Genomic DNA, 20854 nt, shown 5'->3' with positions numbered 1-20854 from the left:
GATGCGGTCATAGCGTGGAAAGCCGGGGATGAAGCCCCGACGGACCGGGAACGGCACACCGGCGGACGACTACGGCAGGGACGGAACGTGAGGATCTTCCACCGCGCACGACACCGGCCGTCGGCGACCTGGCGGCAGACCACCGACCGCGCCTTCACCCTGATCGGTGACGGCCGCTACGAGGACGCCGGGCCGCTGCTGGTGATGGCCGCCGACCTGGAGCCCTGGCTCTCCGACTCCTGGTTCAACCTCGCCCTGCTGCACAAGTTCCGCCGGGACTGGGACCAGGCCAGAGCGGCCGGCCTGCGCGCCGTCGCCCTGCTGGACCGTGATCAGGGCGCCCCGGACTGGTGGAACCTCGGTATCACCGCGACCGCCCTGCAGGACTGGGCGCTGGCCCGGCGGGCCTGGCAGGCGTACGGCCTGCGGCTGCCCGGCGGCGCCCAGGACGGCACCGTCCAGCTCGACCTGGGCACCACCCCCGTCCGGCTCTCCCCGGAGGGCGAGGCCGAGGTGGTCTGGGGCCGGCGGCTCGACCCGGCCCGGATCGAGGTGCTCTCCATCCCGCTGCCCTCCTCGGGCCGCCGCTGGGGCGAGGTGGTGCTGCACGACGGCGCCCCGCACGGTGAGCGGGTCGCGGACGGGGTGGCGTACCCGGTCTTCGACGAGATCGAGCTCTGGGCGCCCTCCCCGGTGCCGACCTACGTGGTGCTGCTGCAGGCGGCCACCGCGGCCGACCGGGACGCGCTGGAGCGGCTGGTCGCCGACGCGGGGTACGCGGCCGAGGACTGGACCTCCTCGGTCCGGTTGCTCTGCCGGACCTGTTCGGAGAGCCGGATGGCGGCCGACGACGGCCGCACCGTGCACCACGACCCGCACGACGACGGCGACGCGGCCCACCCGGGCCACCTCAGCCACCTGAGCCAGGCGGGCTCCGGCCTCTCCTGGCTGACCGAACGGGAGTGCGGGATCGCCGCCCCGGCCCAGCTGGTCGGCAGCCTGCTGGACCGCTGGGTGGCCGTCTCACCCGCCACCCGGGCCTACCGGGACCTCGAAGAGGTCTGCTAGTAAGGGCCTGCGGTATGCCGGGCGCCGTACTCTTTACCCGGTAGATCTCCGGCAGACCCAGAAAGCGGAAGCAACGATGGCGGATCAGCACGACCACGCGCACGACCACGACCACGCGCACGACCACGCGCACGAGGAGGCCGCGGAGCCGAAGGTGGTCGGCGAGCTGCCCGACCTCTCCAAGGGCACCGCCCGCCCGATCACCGTGGTCGGCAACCCCGTGCTGCACCGTGAGGTCAAGACGGTCACCGAGTTCGACGCGGAGCTGGCCTCGCTGATCGACGACATGTTCGTGTCGATGTACGCGGCCGAGGGCGTCGGCCTGGCGGCCAACCAGATCGGCGTGGACGCCAAGGTGTTCGTCTACGACTGCCCGGACGACGACGGTGTCCGGCACGTCGGTCACGTGATCAACCCCGTGCTGGAGGACCTGCCGGCCGGGCAGCGGCAGCTGGACGACTCCCCGGAGGGCTGCCTCTCGGTGCCCACCGCCTACATGGAGCTGGCCCGCCCCGACTACGCCGCCGTCACCGGCCAGGACAAGGACGGCAACCCGATCCGGGTCGAGGGCTCCGGCTTCTACGCCCGCTGCCTCCAGCACGAGACCGACCACCTGTACGGCTACCTGTACATCGACCGGCTCTCCAAGCGGGACCGCAAGGACGCGCTGAAGCAGATGGCCGAGGGCACCCCCAAGTACGCCACCGTCGCCAACGACTGACGACTGGTCAAGGGCCGGTTCCGGGTACGCCCGGAGCCGGCCCTTCGTGCTGCCCCGGCTCCGTGCGGCAGCCCCGCCGCGGCCGACCTGACTGGGTCGGCGCCCGAAGATGGCGGCCGGTCGGAGGTTCTGTTGGACTCGGTCGGCGCAGGACTCGGGGGGCTGTGCGCGCATCCATGAACCTGAGGGGATTCCACACCGATGAGCATCATCAGCTGGAACGGCACCGAACCGGAGAACCCGCTGGTGCCCGGCGACGCTACCGAACGTGACAGCGTGAAGATCGTGAACGCCCTGTTCACCGGTCTGGTCGAGTACGACCCCAACACGGCCGAGCCCCGCACGGCGGTGGCGAAGTCGATCGACTCGGCCGACTCCCGCGTCTACCGGATCACGCTCAACCCGGGGTGGACGTTCCACGACGGCACACCGGTGACCGCCGCGAGCTTCGTCGACGCCTGGAACTACACCGCCTACGGCCCGAACGGGCTGCAGGGCGCCGAGTACCTGTCCCACATCCAGGGCTACGAAGCGACCCAGAACGGGACGACGGAGGAGCTGTCAGGTCTGAGGGTGATCGACGACAGCGTCTTCGAGGTGACGCTGTCGGCACCGTTCTCCGCCTTCGTGACCCAGCTCGGCTACACCGCGTTCTTCCCCCTGCCGCGCAGCTTCTTCGCCGACAGCTTGGCGTTCGAAGCCCATCCGGTCGGCAACGGGCCGTTCAGCTTCGGGTCGCACACCCCCGGCGTGAACATCGTGCTGAACCGCTACGAGGCCTACGCCGGGGCCCGCAAGCCGCGCGTGGACGGCGTGGAGTTCCGGTTCTACCGGATGCTCGAGGACGCCTACGCGGACGTGGTGGCGAACAGGCTCGACTACCTCGACTTCGTCCCGGCGGACGCGCTCGACGGCGGCCGGTACAAGCAGGAGCTGGCCGGGCGCTACGTGGCCAAGCCGTACATGGGGGTGCAGTCGATCTCGTTCCCGATGTGGGACCCGCGCTTCGGTGACCGGCGCGTGCGGCAGGCGATCTCGATGGCCATCGACCGGCAGTACGTGATCGACACGGCCTTCGACGGCGACAAGATGCTCCCCGACGGCCTGGTGCCGCCGATCGTGCCCGGGTACGGCGGCGACGCCAGCGGGGACCTGTGCACCTACCAGCCGGAGAAGGCGAGGGCGCTGTTCGAGACCACCGGCTTCGAAGGCCCGATCGAGCTGACCTCCAACGACGACTCGGCCAACCAGGTGTGGATCGACGCGGCCTGCCGCACGATCACCGCGGCGCTGGGCGTCGAGGCCAGGTACGCGCCGGTGCCGACCTTCGGTGAGTTCCGCAAGCTGATCAACGAGCAGAAGGTCACCACGATCTTCCGTTCCGGCTGGGTCGCCGACTACCCGTCGATCGAGAACTTCCTCAACCCGATCTTCCGCACGGGTGCGGCGGTCAACGGCTCCGGTTACTCCAACCCGGAGGTGGACGCGCTGCTGGCCGAGGCGGATGCGGCGCCCTCGGAGAAGGAGGGCTGGGAGCTCTACCAGCAGGCGGAGAAGATGATCCTGCAGGACATGCCCGCGATTCCGCTCTGGTACCAGAAGGTGGAGTCGGGCTGGTCCACCAGGACCGGGAACGTCACCGTCACGCCGCTGCTGCAGCTGGACCTGTTCGACGTGACGATCGAGGACTGACCCTCGGGGAGGGAGTGCCACCACACCGTCACCACACCGGAGTTGCCTGGATTCGGAACCGCCCTGTCAGCTGAGTGAAAGGACACGACATGCCGTCCCAGACCGTGGAACTGCCGACCATCCGGGTTGCCGCCGAGTCGGCGCCCGCTGGCCGCCACCGAGCCGGACGGTGGCAGCGACCTCTCCACCCTGACCACCCGGGTCGGCCGGGACGGCGACCGGCCCGCCGTAGCGTCCGACCCGCCGACCCACCCTGGGGGGAACGTTGTTGCCGTCCTACCCGCAGATCGACCGACTCCTCGGCACCGACCCGCAGTTCGGGGACTCCGAGGCCATCGAGGCCAGGAACATCGCCCGCTACCGGCTGGGCCTGATGGTGCTCGCCCGGCACTTCCCCGAGGCGGCCGTCCGGTTCGCCCGGCTGGCGGAGTCCGAGGATTCGGCGCTCCGCCCGTTCCTCTACGACCCGGTGCTGCGGAACGCCTTCGAGAACGACCTGGTCGCGCTGGAGAACCACCGGCAGGCCCCGAGCGAGTTCGCCCGGCAGCTGACCGAGGCAGACCTGGACGCCGACGACGGGCTCGGGCCGACCGAGCGGCTGATGGCTCGGCGCTGCCGGCCGTGGGCCGGCCGAGGGGTCGGCTGGGTGTGGACCGAGCTCCGCCCCGAGGTGGCCGAACTGCCGCTCGCCGTACGGCTGGAGGAGCTCAAGCAGGGCAGTTTCACCGACCTGCGCGGCGCCCGCCGGGTCACCCCGGACGAAGCACAGCTGGCCGGGCTCGGTCGGAGTGCCGAGCTGCTGGCCGCCCTGCTGCCGTACGCGGGCGCGGGGGTCTTCCCGCATGTCTCGCTGGTCGGTCTGGCCCAAGGGGCGGCCGACGACGGCGAGTTGCACTCGTTCTCCGGCGGCGACCCGCTGCCCTCGGCGCTGTTCGTCGCGCCTGAGCACCTGAGCGACCCGTGGATGACCGCCGAGATCCTGTTGCACGAGGGGCTGCACCTCAAGCAGTTCGACATGCTGCGGACCGGCTCGCTGGTCGCCGACCCGGGCCACCAGGTGGAGATCCCCTGGCGGTTGACCCCGTGGTCGCTGACCCGGGTGCTGGCCGCCCTGCACGTCTACACCCACCTGGTGCTGTTCTTCGCGGCCGCCGCCGACGCCCCGGCCGAGCTGCGCGAGCGCTTCGGCGCACCGCCGGTCACCGAGGCCGTGGGGGTGCCGACGCCGGGCAGCCGGGCCGCCGTGGAGGGCGGGTACGTCACCAGCGCCGAGCGGGCCGGCCATCTCGGGCGGCAGGCACTGGAGGTGCACGGCGAGGCGCTGACCCCGGCCGGCCGACGGTTCGTCAGGTGGCTGCTGGACGCGGTGACGCCGCTGGCGCCGAGCGTCCGGGTGACCGTCCCCGAGCCTGTTGCCGTCACCCCGGCCGCGCTGCCCGTGCTCGACCCGCGCGGCTACCGCAAGGCCGAGCCGGTGGCGGTCTGTGCACTGCCGGAGCAGCACCAACTACTCGCCTACGCACCGGAGTCGGCGCGGTTCCAGTGGCTCAACGAGCACGCCTGGCTGATCTACGCGCTCTGCGACGGCGGTACGCCGGAGGAGATCGGGGCGGCCTACGCCCGGCAGGGCGGCGTCGCCGACGCCAGGTTCGCGCTCGGCATCGCGGGGCTGGCGGCGGCCGGCCTGGTGGTCCCGGTCACCGGCTGAGGTGCCGCCGGGAGGGATGCCGCACTGCACCTGGCCTGGACAGCGCGGAAGGGCGCGGGGAGAACCCCGCGCCCTTCCGGTGGTACGACGGCCTAGAAGTCGTCGTCGAAGGCGACCGAGCCCTCGACGGCGGTCTGGTAGGCGCTGACCCGGCGCTCGAAGAAGTTGGTCAGCTCCTGCACGTTCTGCAGCTCCATGAAGCCGAACGGGTTGCTGGAGCCGTACCGGATCGGCAGGCCGAGGCGGGCCAGCCGCTGGTCGGCGACCGCCTGCAGGTACTCCCGCATCGAGGCGGTGTTCATCCCCGGCAGGCCCTCACCGCAGAGGTCCTCGGCGAACTGGAGCTCGGCCTCGACGGCCTCCTCCAGCATCGCGGTGACCTGCTTGGCCATCTCCTCGTCGAAGAGGTCGGGCTCCTCGGCGCGGACGGTGTCCACCACCGAGAAGGCGAAGTCCATGTGCATGGACTCGTCCCGGAACACCCAGTTGGTGCCGGTGGCCAGACCGTGCAGCAGGCCCCGGGACCGGAACCAGTACACGTACGCGAAGGCGCCGTAGAAGAACAGCCCCTCGACGCAGGCCGCGAAGCAGATCAGGTTGAGCAGGAAGGCCCGGCGGTCGTCCTTGCTCTGCAGCGAGTCGAGGTGGTCGACCGCGTTCATGTACTTGAAGCAGAACTGCGCCTTCTGGTGGATGGAGGGGATGTTCTCCACCGCGTCGAAGGCCGCCGACCGGTCCTCGGGATCGGGCAGGTAGGTGTCGAGCAGCGTCAGGTAGAACTGGACGTGCACGGCCTCCTCGAACAGCTGCCGGGACAGGTAGAGCCGCGCCTCGGGGGAGTTGATGTGCTTGTAGAGGCTCAGCACCACGTTGTTGGAGACGATCGAGTCACCGGTGGCGAAGAAGGCGACCAGGCGGCCGATCATGTGCCGCTCGCCGTCGCTGAGCTTGGCGAGGTCGGCGACGTCGGAGTGCAGGTCCACCTCCTCGACGGTCCAGGTGTTCTTGATCGCGTCGCGGTACTTGTCGTAGAACGACGGGTAGCGCATCGGACGGAGCGTCAGCTCGAAGCCCGGGTCGAGCAGCATCTTCTCGCGCGCGGGCGTCTCGGGGGTGGTGCTCACTGGCAGGCCTCGCAGGACTCGGGGTTCTCCAGGGAGCAGGCGAGCGCTGCCTCCTCCTCCGGAGTGAGGGTGGTCGGAGCGGCCACCGCGACGGGGGCGGACGGCGCCGGGACGGTGGCGCGGGCGGCACCGGAGGCGGCCTGGGCGATCCGGGTGGCCGGGCGCGAGCGCAGGTAGTAGGTGGTCTTCAGACCGACCTTCCAGGCGTACGCGTACATCGAGCTCAGCTTGCCGATGGTCGGTGCGGCCATGAAGAGGTTCAGCGACTGGCTCTGGTCGATGTACGGCTGCCGGGCGGCGGCCAGGTCGATCAGCGCCCGCTGCGGCAGCTCCCAGGCGGTGCGGTAGAGCGAACGGACCTCGGCGGGCAGCCAGTTGAGGTCCTGCACCGAACCGTTCGACTCGCGCAGCGCGTCCCGGGTCTGCGCGTCCCAGACGCCCAGCTCCTTGAGGTCGCGGATCAGGTACGGGTTGACCTGGAGGAACTCGCCGGAGAGGGTCTCGCGCTTGAACAGGTTGGACACCTGCGGCTCGATGCACTCGTACACGCCGGCGATCGAGGCGATGGTCGCGGTCGGCGCGATGGCCAGCAGCAGCGAGTTGCGCAGGCCGGTCTCGGCGATGGTGGCGCGCAGCGCGTCCCAGCGGTCGGCCCACTGCGGGGCCGTCTCGAAGTGGTCGATGTGCAGCTGGCCACGGGCGGCGCGGGTCTCCGCGTACGCCTCGTGCCGGCCGAGCTGGACGGCCAGCTCGCTGGAGCGCTCGTAGGCGACCAGCATGATCCGCTCGGCGATCAGGGTGGAGAGCTGCTTGGCCTCGGCGGAGTCGAAGTCCAGCCGGAGCTGGAAGAAGACGTCCTGAAGGCCCATCACGCCGAGGCCGACCGGGCGCCAGCGGGAGTTGGAGGTGCCGGCCTCGGTGGTCGGGTAGAAGTTGATGTCGATGACCCGGTCCAGGAAGGTCACGGCGGTGCGCACGGTGGCGTCCAGCCGGTCCCAGTCCATCGCGTTGAGCAGATCGGCGGCGGTGGCGCCGATCGCCACGTGGGCACCGAGGTTGACCGAGCCGAGGTTGCAGACCGCGGTCTCGGAGTCGTCGGTGACCTCGATGATCTCGGTGCAGAGGTTCGAGGAGTGCACGGTGCGGCCGGGCACGGCGGTCTGGTTGGCGGCGCGGTTGGAGGCGTCCTTGAAGGTCATCCAGCCGTTGCCGGTGGTGGCCAGGGTGCGCATCATCCGGGCGTACAGGGTCTGCGCCGGGATGGTGCGGACGGCCTTGCCCTCGGCCTCGGCCTTGACGTACGCGGCGTCGAAGTCGGCGCCCCAGAGGTCGACCAGCTCGGGCACGTCGGCGGGGGAGAACAGCGACCAGTCGGCGTTGGCGTTCACCCGGCGCATGAACTCGTCCGGGATCCAGTGCGCGAGGTTCAGGTTGTGCGTACGCCGCGCCTCCTCGCCGGTGTTGTCGCGGAGCTCCAGGAACTCCTCGATGTCGGCGTGCCAGGTCTCCAGGTACACGCAGGCGGCGCCCTTGCGGCGGCCGCCCTGGTTCACCGCGGCGACCGAGGAGTCCAGGGTGCGCAGGAACGGGACGATGCCGTTGGACTTGCCGTTGGTGCCGCGGATCAGGCTGCCGCGCGAACGGATCCGGCTGTAGGAGAGGCCGATACCGCCGGCGTGCTTGGAGAGCCGGGCGATCTGCGCGTAGCGGCTGTAGATCGAGTCCAGGTTGTCCAGCGGCGAGTCCAGCAGGTAGCAGGAGGACATCTGCGGGTGCTTGGTGCCGGAGTTGAAGAGCGTCGGCGAGGAGGTCAGGTACTCCAGGCGGCTCATCAGGGTGTAGAGCTCGGCCACCTCGGCCACCGACTGCTCGGTGTCGCCGACCGCGAGACCGGCCGCGACCCGGAGCAGGAAGTGCTGCGGGGTCTCGATCACCTTGCGGGTGATCGGGTGGCGCAGCAGGTACCGGGACTGCACGGTGCGCAGGCCGAAGTACTCGAAGCGGTCGTCGCCCTGCTGGTCGATCAGGGCGTCGAACGCGTCGGCGTGCTTGGCCACGAACGCGGCGGTGACGTCGCCGATCAGGCCCTCGGTGTGGCCGACCACGATCGAGGCGGAGAAGGAGACGGCGCCCTGGCCGATCGCCTCGTCCTGGATCTCCAGGGCGAGCAGGCGGGCGGCGAGCTTCGAGTACTGCGGGTCCTCGGCGATCATCGAGGCGGCAGCTTCCACGGCCAGTCCGCGCAGCTCGGCGAAGTCCGAGTTGGCGTTCCGGCCGCGCAGCGCAGCGGCCGCGACGTGGCCGGGGTCCACCTGGGGCAGGTCGATGCTGCGGTCGGTGAGCAGCCGAAGCAGCGCAGCACCAGGGTCGGTGTGAGCGGAGTCGGCAGAACCCTGGGAGGGCAGGGCAACTGAGGCAGCGATGGTCAAGGCGCTTCTCTCCTGGCGGCGGCGGTCGGCGAGGGGCTACCGGACCGTCAGGGCACAGGGGAGCAGCGCGGAACACCTGACGGCGCGCGCGAATACCCCCCCGGCCCGCCCGCGAGGCCCGGATGTCACTGCGGTGCTGCATGGCGTCTGCGGGGAAGCCGTGTCGCACGCCGTCGGCAGGTCCTCGGACTCACGGGCGGCCCTTGGGCCGCGCGCTCACCGCTGCGGGGCAGTCCCGGAATCACACCGGGTTCCCCTGCTTCGACAGCGAGAGCGAGCATACATGTAGTGGCACCCTGCCGACGTGACCCCACATCTTGTGCGCGCAGTGTGTCGGGCTGACTCCTCGTCGGGTTCGGGGACGATGCCGGGGGATCGGTCGGCACACGGTCGGCGCACACTGCCCGGGCACAAAACTGTCACCGATCGGCCCTGCGTCGGCGCTTTGGATTACTATCTCGCCTCATGAGCGAGGGAACGGGTACGCCGACCGGTCAGCAGCCCGAACAGCCGATACCGGGCCAGCCGGTCCCGCAGCCTCTGTACCCCCAGCCGGGGCCGGGGCAGCCGGGCGGCACGTATCTGCCGCAGCAGGCTCCGTGGCAGCAACAGCAGCAGTTCGGCGGGCCGGTCGAGCCGGACTGGGCCGATCTGGCGGACCGTCACGAGCAGGAGTCCCGCAAGCGCCGTCGGCGCCTGATCGGTGGCGTCGTCGTCGCCGTCCTGGTGGTCGGCGCCCTGACCGCCACCGGCGTGGTGATCGCGGGTAAGCGCGGGGAAGATCCCAAGCCCGGCCCGACCACAGCCGTCTCCTCGCCGGCGGCCTCCCCCGCGAAGCCCACCCCATCGCCGAAGGCCGCCGACCTGTTGGCGAGTACGGCCACCGACAAGGGGCCGACCGATGCCGCGGCCCTCTTCCCGGTTCAGACCAGGACGATCGACGGCCGGACCTGGACCCGACTGGTCATGGACAGCGACGCCGCCTGCGGCACGACGACGGGCGGTCTGGGCAAGGTCCTGGTCGGCGCTTCCTGCCGGGGCCTGGTGCGCGCCAGTTACGTCTCCGAGGGCAGCGTGGTGACGGTCGGAATCGCGGTGTTCGAGAAGAAGGAGAGCGCCGACGCGGTGCTGGCCAAGCATGTCGGGGCGATCCAGGGGCTGGTCGAGAAGGGCGCCAACTTCTGCACCTCGGGCGGCTGCCCGGAGACCCACGCCTCGCTCGGCCGGTACGTGTACTACACGGTGGCCGGCTCGCTCAAGCCCGACGTGAAGGACGACCCGATCTCGACGGCCGCGGCCAAGTCCTTCGCGGACTTCACCAAGAAGACCCTGACGGACCGGGTCATCAAGAAGGCCTCGGAGAGCCCGGCCGGCTGACGCCCGCGGGCCGGACGGCTCGTCAGAACACCATCGTGTAGACCAGCAGGCGCACCCCGGGGCGGACGTCCCAGTCCCGCTCGGGGGCCCGCCGGAAGCCCAGCCGCTCGTAGAGCCGGTGGGCCGAGGTCATCGACGGGCGGGTGGAGAAGGCCATCCCGGTCAGGCCGAGCTCCCGGCTGCGGGCGATCGAGGCGCGGACCAGGGCCTCGCCCGCTCCCCGGCCGCGCGCCGCACCGCCGACCGCGAGCATCCGGATCTCACCCTCGGACGGCTCGGCGATGTCGGCGAAGCCGGTGCCGCCGACCGCGAAGGTCACGCAGCCGAGCACTCGTCCGTCGGCCGGATCGACCGCGACGAGGAGTTCCGCCTGCTCGAACCGAGGGCGGGCGTCAAGGAGTTGAGCGGCGTAAGGGCCATCGGCCGGGCTGTGGCCGTCGCCGACGAAGGCTTCGTGGGTGACGGCTCCGACTGCTTCGAGATCGGCTTCGACGGCGCGGCGGATGACGAGGTCCATGCTGCCAGTCTGCCCGAACGCGAGTCCGAGGCGGCGGGCAGGGCGCCGAGCAGCCGGTCGCCGGGAGCGGGTTCGTAGGGATAGCCGCCGGGGTGGTGCCAGTTGTCGCGGCCGTGCCGGGAGTTGCGTTCGACGTCCCGGCCGACGAGCACGCCCAGCAGGGCGAACGAGCCGACAACGGCAAGCAGGGCCAGGGCACTTGCGAGGGTGGAGGAGTTCATGGCTCCACTCTCCCGCCGTCGGCGCGGCGGGACGAGTGGCAGAAATGACCTGTTGCGTCGATATCCTGCCATCGGGCATCCTGGCAGCATGCTGCAGAACGTCGTCACCGTGGTGCTGGAAGAGGTCCACCCCTTCGAACTCGGCCTGGCCTGCGAGGTCTTCGGCCTCGACCGGAGCGACAACGGCCTGCCGGTCTACGACTTCGCGGTGGCCTCCGACCGGCCGGGGAAGCTGCGCACCCACGCCGGGTACAGCATCGACGTCGAGCACGGCGCCGAGCGGCTGGCCCGGGCCGACCTGGTGATCGCCGCCGCCACGACGATCCGGGACGAGTACCCGGCGCCGCTGATCGAGGCGCTGCGGGCGGCGGCCGAGCGCGGCGCGCGCGTTCTCTCCATCTGCAGCGGCGCCTTCCTGCTCGGCGCCGCCGGGCTGCTGGACGGCCGCCGCTCCACCACCCACTGGCGGCACACCGACCGGCTGGCCGCCCGCTTCCCGCTCACCCGGGTGGAGCCGGACGTGCTCTACGTGGACGAGGACCCGGTGATCACCTCGGCCGGCACCGCCGCCGGGATCGACGCCTGCCTGCACCTGGTCCGCAAGCTCCAGGGCGCCGAGGTGGCCCGTGGGATCGCCCGGCGGATGGTGGTCGCGCCGCACCGGGACGGCGGGCAGGCCCAGTTCGTCGCCCGGCCGCTGCCGGAGAACGACGAGGACTCGCTCGGCGGCCTGCTCGACTGGCTCCGCCGGCACCTGCACCAGGAGCTGACGGTGGAGCAGCTCGCCGCCCGGGCCCACATGTCGCCGCGCACCTTCGCCCGCCGGTTCCAGCAGGAGACCGGCACCACCCCGCACCGCTGGCTCACCAACCAGCGCCTGCTCCAGGCCCAGCGCCTGCTGGAGGGCACCAACGAGCCGGTCGAGATGGTCGCGGCCTCCTGCGGCTTCGGCAACGCGGCGACCCTCCGCCACCACTTCACCCGCTGGCTCGGCACCACCCCGCAGGCCTACCGCCGCACCTTCGGCTAGAGGTGGTCGGTGCGGTTCCACGAATCCGGGCGGAGCGAGCCGGCCCGGTTGCGCCAGAGGCTGGTGGAGCAGTTGGCGACCGGGGGGAGATCGAGCAGCTGGGATTCGCTCAACCGGTCGAGGACGTAACGGATCATCAGCACCGGGCAGTCGTGCGCGACCACCAGCACCGGCCGGCCTTCCTCCTCCTCGCGGAGGTCCCGGAGCAGGCTCCGCACCCGCAGCGCGACGTCCAGAAACGATTCGCCGCCCGGCGGGCGGTAGTAGAGCTCGCCCATCTTGCGCCGGCGGGCCGCCTCACCCGGGTGCTCCTTCTCGATCGCGGCCTTGGTGAGCATCTCCAGCACGCCCAACTCCCGGTCCCGCAGCCGGTCGTCGTAGCGGACGGTCAGACCGACCGGCACCGCCCCGAGCCCGCTCGCCTGGGCGAGCGCGATCCGGGCCGTCTCGGTGGTCCGCACGTAGGGCGAGCACCAGACCGAGCGCGGCCGGTCGGCCGGGGGGAGCGCGGCCCACCAGCGGCCGAGGGCCTGGGCCTGGGCCTGGCCGTGCAGCGAGAGCGGGATGTCGGCGTCCCGGCAGGTGATCGGGACGGTCAGCGCGCCGGTCTCGGTGGCGAGCTGGAACTCGACGTTGGCGATGCTCTCGCCGTGTCTGGTGGCGATCAGCACCGAGGGCTGGGCCGCCGGGGTGCCGACGGTGCTGCGGTGGCCGTTCAGGACGTTACTGCTGGGTTCCGCCATGTTCTTCTCCCCGTGGTCCGGTCATACGAATGATCGCGCCGTCCTTCCAGTGTTGACCGGGAGGACGGCGCGATCACAGGGCGCGCGCGGTACGGGCCGATGCGCCCGGGTGAATCAGTGCGCCGCGACAGGCTCCGGAGCCTCCGGGGCGTCGGCCGCCTTCGGCCGGGGCGGGGCCTCGGCCGTGTAGTCGGACCGGCTGGTCTCGTCGACGCTGTCGGCCACCTTGGCGGCCCGCAGGACCAGCGTGAGCACCACGGTGACCAGCACGTTGAGCACGAAGGCGGTCAGGCCGATGTAGCCGATCTCGCCGATGCCGGGGATCTCGGCCGAGCTGCCGCCGAAGTGCTTGGTGGCGGCCGAGGAGACCCCGTACGCCTTCCAGGTGCCGTAGGTCATGCCGACCGCCCAGCCGGCCAGCAGTGCCCAGCGGTGGAACCACCGGGTGAACAGGCCGCCGACGATCGACACGAAGGTCTGCAGGATCCAGATCCCGCCGAGCAGCTGGAGGTTGATTGCGAACTGCTTGTCCATCAGCAGCACGAAGGCCAGCGCGCCGACCTTGACCAGCAGCGAGGCCAGCTTGGCGACCTTGGTCTCGTCCGCCGGGGTGGCGGCCGGCTTCAGGAACTCCTTGTAGATGTTGCGGGTGAACAGGTTGGCCGCGGCGATCGACATGATCGCGGCGGGCACCAGCGCGCCGATCCCGATCGCGGCGAAGGCCACCCCGGTGAACCAGTCCGGGAACATGTTCTCGAACAGCTGGGGCACCGAGAGCTGCGGGTTGAAGCCCTTCACGCCGGTGCCGACACCGGCCGCGATGGCCATGAAGCCGAGCAGCGCGAGCAGACCGAGCATCAGCGAGTACGCGGGCATGATGGCCATGTTCCGGCGCACCGTGTTGCGGGACCTGGAGGCCAGTACGCCGGTCACCGAGTGCGGGTACATGAAGAGCGCCAGCGCCGAGCCGAACGCCAGCGTGGCGTACCCCCACTGCGCCTTCGGACCGGTGATCAGCGACCCCTTGGAGCCCGGGGCGCTGAACTTCTGCGCGGCCGAGTCGAAGATCGCGCCGTAGCCGCCGAGCCGCATCGGGATGTAGATCACCGCGACGATGATCACCAGGTACACCAGGGTGTCCTTGACGAAGGCGATCAGCGCCGGGGCCCGCAGGCCGGAGGAGTAGGTGTAGGCGGCCAGCACCGCGAAGGCCAGGAACAGCGGCAGGTCCTTGACGAACCAGTTGCTGTCCGCGCTGCCGCCGACCCCGAGCACGTCCAGCACGGCCTGGATGCCGACCAGTTGGAGCGCGATGTACGGCATGGTGGCCAGGATGCCGGTGAGCGCGACCACCAGCGCGAGCGGCCTGGAGCCGTACCGCCCGCGGACGAAGTCGGCCGGGGTGACGTAGCCGTGCACCCGGGAGACCGACCACAGGCGCGGCAGGAAGAGGAAGACCAGCGGGTACGCGATGATCGTGTACGGCACCGCGAAGAAGCCCGCCGCGCCCGCCCCGTAGACCAGGGCCGGGACGGCGACGAAGGTGTACGCGGTGTAGAGGTCGCCGCCGAGCAGGAACCAGGTGACCCAGGTGCCGAAGCTGCGGCCGCCGAGGCCCCACTCGTCCAGGTGCTGGGCGTTGTCCGCCCGGCGCCAGCGCGAGGCCAGGAAGCCCATCACGGTGACCAGGACGAAGAACACCAGGAAGACCGTCAGCGCGGTCCAGTTGACGCCGGAGTGGCTCATGCGGACGCACCGCCCGCCGCGGCCTTGCGGGCCTGCTCGTCCCGGCGCAGCAGCAGGTACGCCGCCACCGTGAAGATCGCCGAGGCCGGCACCCAGGCCAGCTGGTACCAGTAGAAGAAGGGCAGTCCGCCCAGTTCGGGGGTGGCCTTGGTGTACGAGGACACCCAGAGCATCGCGACGACCGGGAGCAGCAGACTCAGCCCGGCGAGCACCCGCGCGGGGGTGACCACCGGGAGCTGCGCTCCGGCCGGGGTTTCTGACGACATGTGAACGGCTCCGCTGGTGAGGGCTCACCTCAACGCGCCGCAACGCACAGGATCGTGCGTCCGCCGAGCAGCACCCGTGGTGATCGACTTGTCACTACGGCAGCGAAATCTAGGTCACCTGGTGACCTGTGTCACTACTCCGTGCAGAACTTCCCGGATAGCGGACTATCGCCTCGTCAGGAGGCGGGCCGCTGCAGGCGGGTGATGAACTTGTAGCGGTCGCCCCGGTAGATCGAGCGGACCCACTCGACCGGTGTGTCGTCGGCGTCGAAGGAGTGCCGGGAGAGCTGGAGCATCGGCAGCCCGAGGTCGGAGCCGAGCAGCCCGGCCTCGCGCGGGTTGGCCAGCGTGGTCTCGATGGTCTCCTCGGCCTCCGCCACGGTCACCCCGTACACCTCGCGCAGCGCGGTGTAGAGGGAGTTGTGCTTGACCAGGTTGCGGCGCAGCGCGGGGAAGCGCTTGGCGGAGAGGTGCGCGACCTCGATCGCCATCGGGTCGCCGTTGGCGAGCCGCAGCCGCTCGATCCGGAGCACCCGGCCGCCGGGCTTGATGTCCAGCAGCGGGGCCAGCCGGTCGTCGGCGGTGATGTAGCCGACCTCGATCAGCCGGGAGGTGGGCTCCAGGCCCTGCGCCCTCATGTCCTCGGTGTAGGAGGTGAGTTGGAGCGCCTGGGCGACCTTGGGCTTGGCCACGAAGGTGCCCTTGCCCTGGATCCGCTCCAGCCGGCCCTCGACCACCAGCTCCTGCAACGCCTGCCGGACGGTGGTCCGGGAGGTGTCGAACTGGGCGGCCAGCGCCCGCTCCGGCGGCACCGGAGTGCCGGCCGGCTGGGTCTCGGTGAGCTGGAGCAGGTGGCGCTTCAGTCCGTAGTACTTAGGCACACGGGCGGTCGGGTCGGCCGCGCTCTGTGTCGGCAGGTTCTTGGCCTGGGGGTGGTTCACCTGGGCAGTGGTGCCCCCGTCGCTGCTCATCCGCCGCATCTCCCGGTGCTCGCGAAGCCTTCCGGGGCCCCGCTTCATCGTTAACGGCACACATCGTTGCACGTATGAGCCGTGAACGGGGCCCTCATCACGCGATGAACGATGAGCGGTGTCGGCTTGATAACGGGTGGTCCTGATTGGTTCTGGAGCCGTTGACACACCCATTGGTCTAGGCCAAGCTCCAGGCATCTGGTCTACACCACTGCAGACCAAACATGAATTTCCCAACCCCGTTCCAAGGGTTCGCGACAGGCTTTCCACCGATATATGTCGGTACGTCGCTGCCCAGGTGGGGGCAACCCGGGCATCCCTCAGGAGGATGGCGTGAAGCGTCAGCTCATCGCGGCGGTCGGCGTCGCAGCAATGGTCGTCGGTCTTGCCGCTTGTGGTTCGGACGCGAAGAGCGGCGGTGACGCGAAGGAGGCCGCCCCCACCGCCCTCACCGTGTGGCTGACCGTCGACGCCCAGCAGAACTGGCCGGACCTGGTGAAGTCGGCGGACGACGCCATCACCGCCAAGTACCCGGGCATCAAGATCAACCACGAGTACTACGGCTGGAAGGACAAGAACACCAAGCTCGACTCCGTTCTTGCCACCGACGCCGTGCCGGACGTGGTCGAGATGGGCAACACGGAGATGCTGCCCTACATGATCAAGGGTGCGCTGGCCCCGCTGGACACCGCGAAGTTCGAGAACAGCAGTGCGTGGCTGGACGGCCTCAAGGCCTCCGCCACCTACAACGGCAAGACCTACGGTGTCCCCTACTACGCCGGTGCCCGCGTGGCCACCTGGCGCAAGGACATCGCCGCGGGCGCCGGCGTCACCGCCGTGCCGACCACCTACGCCGACCTGACCGCTGCCCTGGACAAGATCCAGGCCAAGCAGGGCGACAAGTTCTCGGCCTGGTACCAGCCGTCGCGTGACTGGTACACCGCGATGTCCTTCGTCACCGACGCGGGCGGCTCGATCGCCAAGCAGGACGGCGACAAGTGGAAGGCCTCGCTCTCCACCCCGGAGTCCATCAAGGGCCTGACCGCCTGGAAGGACGCCCTCGGCAAGTACATGAAGGGTGACCTGACCAAGGACGACGCGGACCGCTACATCGTCTACGGCCTGGGCAGCTCCAACATGATCTACGGCTCGGGCTGGGAGGGTGGCTCCGCCGCCGACCCGAAGTTCGACAAGACCGGTGGCACGCTCAAGGACAACCTCGTGTCCTTCGTGATGCCCGGCCCGTCCGGCAAGAACCTCTCCACCTTCCTCGGTGGTTCGGACCTCGCCGTGCCGGTGAAGTCGAAGGCCAAGACCGCCGCTTCCGAGTGGATCAACGCCTTCACCAACACCAAGGCCCAGGAAGTCCTGATCAAGGCGGGCAACCTGCCGAACAACAAGACCCAGCTGGCCCCGCTCAAGGCGGACCCGAAGACCGCGCCCACCGCGACCGCGGCCGAGATCAGCTGGTTCGTCCCGACCGCGCCGGGCTGGCTGCAGGTCGAGAAGGCGAACATCCTGCAGAACGCCCTGCAGGACATCGCCCAGGGCAAGAAGACGGTCGAGGAGGCCGCCAAGGCCGCCGACACCGCCATCGACGCCGTGATCAACAAGGCCTGATCAACCGTCAGCCCGTCGGCCCCCTCGCTGTGAGAGGGGGCCGGCGGGCCCCGGTCGTGAGGCCCCTGAAGTATGCAAGCGCCAGGCGTAGCTGAGGAGCACGTGATGAGTGCCGACACATCCACCGCGAAGGTGCCGCCGCAGCGGCCCTCATCATCTGCGGCAGCCCCCGCTCCAGGCAGAGCGCCCCGCCGTTCGCTGGGCAACCGGCTGTCCGGCACAGCCACCCCGTGGCTGCTGCTGGCGCCGACCATGGTCGTGCTGGCCGTGGTGCTCGGCTACCCGCTGGTCCGCCTGGCCACGCTGTCGTTCCAGAACTTCGGCCAGTCCCAGCTGTGGGGCTTCCAGCCCACCGAGTGGCTCGGCTTCGACAACTTCTCCGCGGTGCTGAGCGACAGCGTCTTCTGGGACGTGGTCGTCCGCACCATCATCTTCACCCTCGGTGCCGTGGCCTTCACCATGGTGCTGGGCCTGTTGATCGCGATGCTGCTGATCCGGGTCTCCAGCTGGGTGAAGACGCTGATGAACATCGCCCTGGTGGCGAGCTGGGCGATGCCGATCGTGGTCGCCGTCACCGTCTTCAAGTGGATGTTCGACACCGACTACGGCGTCATCAACTGGCTGCTGACCAAGGTCGGTCTGGACTTCGACCGGCACAACTGGTTCATCGACTCCACCCAGGGCTTCGCCATCATCATGGTGCTGGTGGTCTGGGGTGCGGTCCCGTTCGTGGCGATCACCCTGCACGCCGGTCTGACCCAGGTCCCCAAGGAGCTGGAGGAGGCGGCCCGGATGGACGGGGCCGGCGCCTTCAAGGTCTTCCGCTACGTCACCATCCCGGTGCTGAAGCCGATCATCGTCATGCTGGCCACCCTCTCGGTGATCTGGGACATGGGTGTCTTCGCCCAGGTCTTCCTGATGCGCGGCGGCCACCCCGAGCCCGAGTACCAGTTGCTCACCACGTACTCGTACGACAAGGCGTTCGTGGTGAACGACTACTCCATGGGTTCGGCCATCGCCCTGCTGACCGTTCTGCTGCTGCTCGGCGTGATCGCCGTCTACATGCGCCAGATGCTGAAGATTGGAGAGGTGGAGTGACGATGACCGACTCGGCCGCACCTCGCGAGACCGCCGTGACCGAGCTGCCGGCGAAGGCCGCTCCCGCTCCGAAGATCAAGGCCAAGGCACCGCGCCCGAAGGGCCGCAGCCTCTACAACCTGATCGGTGTCGCGGTCGCCGCGATCCTCGGCTTCCCGGTGTACTGGATGGTCAACACCGCGCTGAAGCCCGACAAGTACGCGATCTCGAACGACCCGAAGTTCCTGCCGTTCCCGATCACGCTGGACAACTTCAAGCGCGCGCTCGAGGTCTCCGACTTCTGGGGTCCGGTGTTCCGCAGCCTGATCATCGCGGGCACCACGGTGGCGATCGGCCTGGTGGTCGGCCTGCTGGCCGCGCTGGCGATCTCCCGGTTCGCGTTCCGCGGCCGCAAGGTGGTCATCGTCGGCATCCTGACGGTGCAGATGGTCCCGCTGGTCGCGATGATCATCCCGGTCTTCCTGCTGCTGAACGACCTGGGCCAGTACAACAAGCTCTCCGGCATCATCCTGACCTACCTCACCTTCGTGCTGCCGTTCACGGTGTGGACCCTGCGCGGCTTCATCGTGAACATCCCGAAGGAGCTCGAGGAGTCGGCCATGGTCGACGGCTGCACCAGGACCGGGGCGTTCGTCCGGGTGGTCTTCCCGCTGCTCGCGCCCGGCATGGTGGCCACCGCGATCTACGGCTTCATCCAGGCCTGGAACGAGTACCTGTACGCCCTGCAGCTGCTCAGCCAGACCAACACCACCGCGACCGTGTGGCTCGGCAACTTCACCACGACGCGTGGCACCGAGTACGCGCCGATGATGGCCGGCTCCACGATGATGGCCATCCCCGTGGTGATCTTCTTCCTGCTCGTCCAGCGCCGTATCGCCTCCGGTCTCACCGCCGGTGCCGTGAAGGGATGACCCGATCATGAGCATCCTCACCCCCGCCGTGACCGACAGCGACCAGCTGCACCGCGATGCGCTGACGGTCCTTCAGCCCGGGTTCGTCGGCACCACCATGCCGGAGTGGGTCCGCCGTCACCTGGCCGCCGGGCTCGGGTCGGTCGCGCTGTTCGCCCGCAACGTGGTGAACCCGGAGCAGCTGGCGGCGCTCACCGCCGAGCTGCGTTCGGAGAACCCCGACCTGCTGATCGCGATCGACGAGGAGGGCGGCGACGTCACCCGCCTGGAGGTCGGCTCCGGCTCCTCCTGGCCGGGCAACCTCGCGCTCGGCGCGGTGGACGACACCACGCTCACCCGGGACGTGGCCCGCGAGCTCGGCCGGGCGCTGGCCACCTGCGGCATCAACTACAACTGGGCGCCCGCGGCGGACGTCAACTCCAACCCGCGCAACCCGGTGATCGGCGTCCGCTCGTTCGGCGCCGACCCCGAGCTGTGCGCCCGGCACACCGCCGCCTGGGTGGAGGGCCTGCAGCAGGTCGGCGTCGCCGCCTGCGCCAAGCACTTCCCCGGCCACGGCGACACCGCGGTCGACTCGCACCTCGGCCTGCCGATGGTGGACGTGGACGTCGACCTGCTCCGCTCGCGCGACCTGGTGCCGTTCCTGGCGGCGATCGAGGCCGGCGCCAAGGCCGTGATGACCGCTCACATCATGGTCCCGGTGCTGGACCCGAAGCTGCCCGCGACGCTCAGCCGCGCGGTGCTCACCGACCTGCTCCGGGATCAGCTGGGCTACCAGGGCCTGATCGTCACCGACGGCATCGAGATGGGCGCCATCGCGGACACCTACGGCATGGGCCCGGGCACCGTGATGGCGCTGGCCGCCGGTGCCGACGCGATCTGTGTCGGCGGCGGCTCCACCGAGGAGGAGACCGTCCTGGAGCTCCGGGACGCCATCGTCGAGGGCGTCCGCTCCGGCGCGCTCCCGGCGGAGCGGCTGGCCGACGCGGCCCAGCGGGTCCGCACCCTCGGCAGCTGGGCCCGGATCGAGTCGCAGGCCCAGCTGGGCGAGCCGGACCTGGCGATCGGCCTGCGGGCCGCCCGCCGCGCGCTGCGCGTGGTCCGCGCCCCGGGCCGGGCCTTCCCACCGGTGACCGAGCGCCCGTACGTGGTCTCGCTCTCCGACCAGCCCAACTTCGCGGTCGGCGACGACACCCCCTGGGGCCTCTCCGGCCTGCTGGCGGCCCGGTTCCCGGGCACCCGGACGGCCAAGGTCGACTCGGCGGAGGCCGCCCCCGGGACGCTGGACGCCACGGTGGCCCGGCTGCTGGCCGAGGCCGAGGGCCGCAGCCTGGTCCTGGTGGTCCGTGACGCGCACCGCTACGAGTGGATGACGGCAGTCCTGGAGCGGGTCCTGACGGCCCGTCCGGACGGCGCCGTGGTCGAGATGGGGGTCCCGCAGGCCGCGCCCGCCGGAGCCCTGTACATCGCCACCCACGGGGCCGCACGGGTCCTCGGGCTCGCCGCCGTCGAGGTGCTCACCGGCCAGTAGGCCGAGCACGCTCCGAGCAACCCGGAAGCCCACCTGCGCCGGCAGGTGGGCTTCCGGGTTTTCCGGGGTCAATTCCGTCCC

Annotated in this window: 17 protein-coding genes and 1 riboswitch; of the genes, 10 read left to right on the top strand and 7 right to left on the bottom strand. The window is 70.3% G+C overall.

Features of this window, described 5'->3' with window-relative positions:
- Positions 1-87: 87 nt before the first annotated feature.
- The 4 genes from ASC99_RS00790 to ASC99_RS00775 all read left to right on the top strand — a co-directional run bounded on the left by ASC99_RS00790 (position 88) and on the right by ASC99_RS00775 (position 5189).
- A complete protein-coding gene (locus ASC99_RS00790) occupies positions 88-1068 on the top strand; it encodes a hypothetical protein (RefSeq protein ID WP_057227020.1) in 981 nt (326 codons plus the stop codon).
- Between the two features lie 76 nt (positions 1069-1144).
- A complete protein-coding gene (def, locus tag ASC99_RS00785) occupies positions 1145-1789 on the top strand; it encodes a peptide deformylase (RefSeq protein WP_057227018.1) in 645 nt (214 codons plus the stop codon).
- Between the two features lie 201 nt (positions 1790-1990).
- Positions 1991-3481 (top strand): ABC transporter substrate-binding protein, encoded by a 1491-nt coding sequence (locus ASC99_RS00780; RefSeq protein ID WP_057227016.1) that lies wholly within the window; start codon positions 1991-1993, stop codon positions 3479-3481.
- A 268-nt stretch (positions 3482-3749) separates the two neighbouring features.
- On the top strand, positions 3750-5189 hold the full coding sequence (locus tag ASC99_RS00775; protein WP_057227014.1) for an HEXXH motif-containing putative peptide modification protein: 1440 nt from the start codon (positions 3750-3752) through the stop codon (positions 5187-5189).
- A gap of 92 nt (positions 5190-5281) precedes the next feature.
- On the opposite strand, the gene ASC99_RS00770 is transcribed toward ASC99_RS00775, so the two are convergent.
- Together ASC99_RS00770 and ASC99_RS00765 are read right to left on the bottom strand one after the other, a co-directional pair.
- Positions 5282-6277, bottom strand: a complete 996-nt coding sequence (locus ASC99_RS00770; protein WP_057227955.1) for a ribonucleotide-diphosphate reductase subunit beta — start codon at positions 6275-6277, stop codon at positions 5282-5284.
- A 32-nt stretch (positions 6278-6309) separates the two neighbouring features.
- Positions 6310-8742: a ribonucleoside-diphosphate reductase subunit alpha gene (locus tag ASC99_RS00765; protein WP_057227013.1), complete on the bottom strand. Its 2433-nt coding sequence runs from the start codon at positions 8740-8742 to the stop codon at positions 6310-6312.
- A 157-nt stretch (positions 8743-8899) separates the two neighbouring features.
- Positions 8900-9061, bottom strand: a riboswitch (cobalamin riboswitch).
- Between the two features lie 146 nt (positions 9062-9207).
- Here ASC99_RS00765 and ASC99_RS00760 point away from each other — a divergent pair.
- Positions 9208-10119 (top strand): hypothetical protein, encoded by a 912-nt coding sequence (locus ASC99_RS00760; RefSeq protein ID WP_057227011.1) that lies wholly within the window; start codon positions 9208-9210, stop codon positions 10117-10119.
- Between the two features lie 22 nt (positions 10120-10141).
- Here ASC99_RS00760 and ASC99_RS00755 read toward each other — a convergent pair whose 3' ends face one another.
- A complete protein-coding gene (locus ASC99_RS00755) occupies positions 10142-10636 on the bottom strand; it encodes a GNAT family N-acetyltransferase (protein WP_057227009.1) in 495 nt (164 codons plus the stop codon).
- A 309-nt stretch (positions 10637-10945) separates the two neighbouring features.
- Here ASC99_RS00755 and ASC99_RS00750 point away from each other — a divergent pair, with 309 nt between their 5' ends.
- Complete coding sequence (locus tag ASC99_RS00750) at positions 10946-11887, top strand: helix-turn-helix domain-containing protein (RefSeq protein ID WP_057227007.1); 942 nt, start codon at positions 10946-10948, stop codon at positions 11885-11887.
- Here ASC99_RS00750 and ASC99_RS00745 read toward each other — a convergent pair.
- The 4 genes from ASC99_RS00745 to ASC99_RS00730 all read right to left on the bottom strand — a co-directional run bounded on the left by ASC99_RS00745 (position 11884) and on the right by ASC99_RS00730 (position 15613).
- Positions 11884-12630, bottom strand: coding sequence for a histidine phosphatase family protein (locus ASC99_RS00745; RefSeq protein WP_082597977.1), 747 nt, complete (start codon positions 12628-12630; stop codon positions 11884-11886). The genes ASC99_RS00750 and ASC99_RS00745 overlap by 4 nt on opposite strands.
- A gap of 114 nt (positions 12631-12744) precedes the next feature.
- Positions 12745-14376: a monocarboxylate uptake permease MctP gene (gene mctP, locus ASC99_RS00740; protein WP_057227005.1), complete on the bottom strand. Its 1632-nt coding sequence runs from the start codon at positions 14374-14376 to the stop codon at positions 12745-12747.
- Complete coding sequence (locus ASC99_RS00735) at positions 14373-14642, bottom strand: DUF3311 domain-containing protein (RefSeq protein WP_057227003.1); 270 nt, start codon at positions 14640-14642, stop codon at positions 14373-14375. Before ASC99_RS00735 ends, mctP begins: the two co-directional genes overlap by 4 nt.
- A 176-nt stretch (positions 14643-14818) precedes the next feature.
- Positions 14819-15613 carry a GntR family transcriptional regulator gene (locus ASC99_RS00730; RefSeq protein ID WP_057227001.1) on the bottom strand — a complete coding sequence of 265 codons (795 nt, stop codon included), beginning with the start codon at positions 15611-15613 and terminating at the stop codon, positions 14819-14821.
- A gap of 333 nt (positions 15614-15946) precedes the next feature.
- On the opposite strand from ASC99_RS00730, the gene ASC99_RS00725 reads away from it, so the two are divergent.
- The 4 genes from ASC99_RS00725 (at position 15947) to ASC99_RS00710 (ending at position 20773) form a co-directional block, all read left to right on the top strand.
- A complete protein-coding gene (locus ASC99_RS00725; protein ID WP_057226999.1) occupies positions 15947-17233 on the top strand; it encodes an extracellular solute-binding protein in 1287 nt (428 codons plus the stop codon).
- 102 nt (positions 17234-17335) lie between these two features.
- Positions 17336-18331: a carbohydrate ABC transporter permease gene (locus ASC99_RS00720; RefSeq protein ID WP_057226997.1), complete on the top strand. Its 996-nt coding sequence runs from the start codon at positions 17336-17338 to the stop codon at positions 18329-18331.
- Positions 18332-18333: 2 nt separating this feature from the next.
- Positions 18334-19242, top strand: a complete 909-nt coding sequence (locus ASC99_RS00715; RefSeq protein WP_082597976.1) for a carbohydrate ABC transporter permease — start codon at positions 18334-18336, stop codon at positions 19240-19242.
- A 7-nt stretch (positions 19243-19249) separates the two neighbouring features.
- Positions 19250-20773, top strand: coding sequence for a glycoside hydrolase family 3 protein (locus ASC99_RS00710; RefSeq protein WP_057226995.1), 1524 nt, complete (start codon positions 19250-19252; stop codon positions 20771-20773).
- Positions 20774-20854 lie beyond the last annotated feature (81 nt).

The sequence above is a fragment of the Kitasatospora sp. Root107 genome, from assembly GCF_001424875.1.
Lineage (GTDB): Bacteria > Actinomycetota > Actinomycetes > Streptomycetales > Streptomycetaceae > Kitasatospora.
The sequence above is the reverse complement of the archived record's forward strand: the minus strand, read 5'-3'. Positions and strand labels throughout refer to the sequence as shown.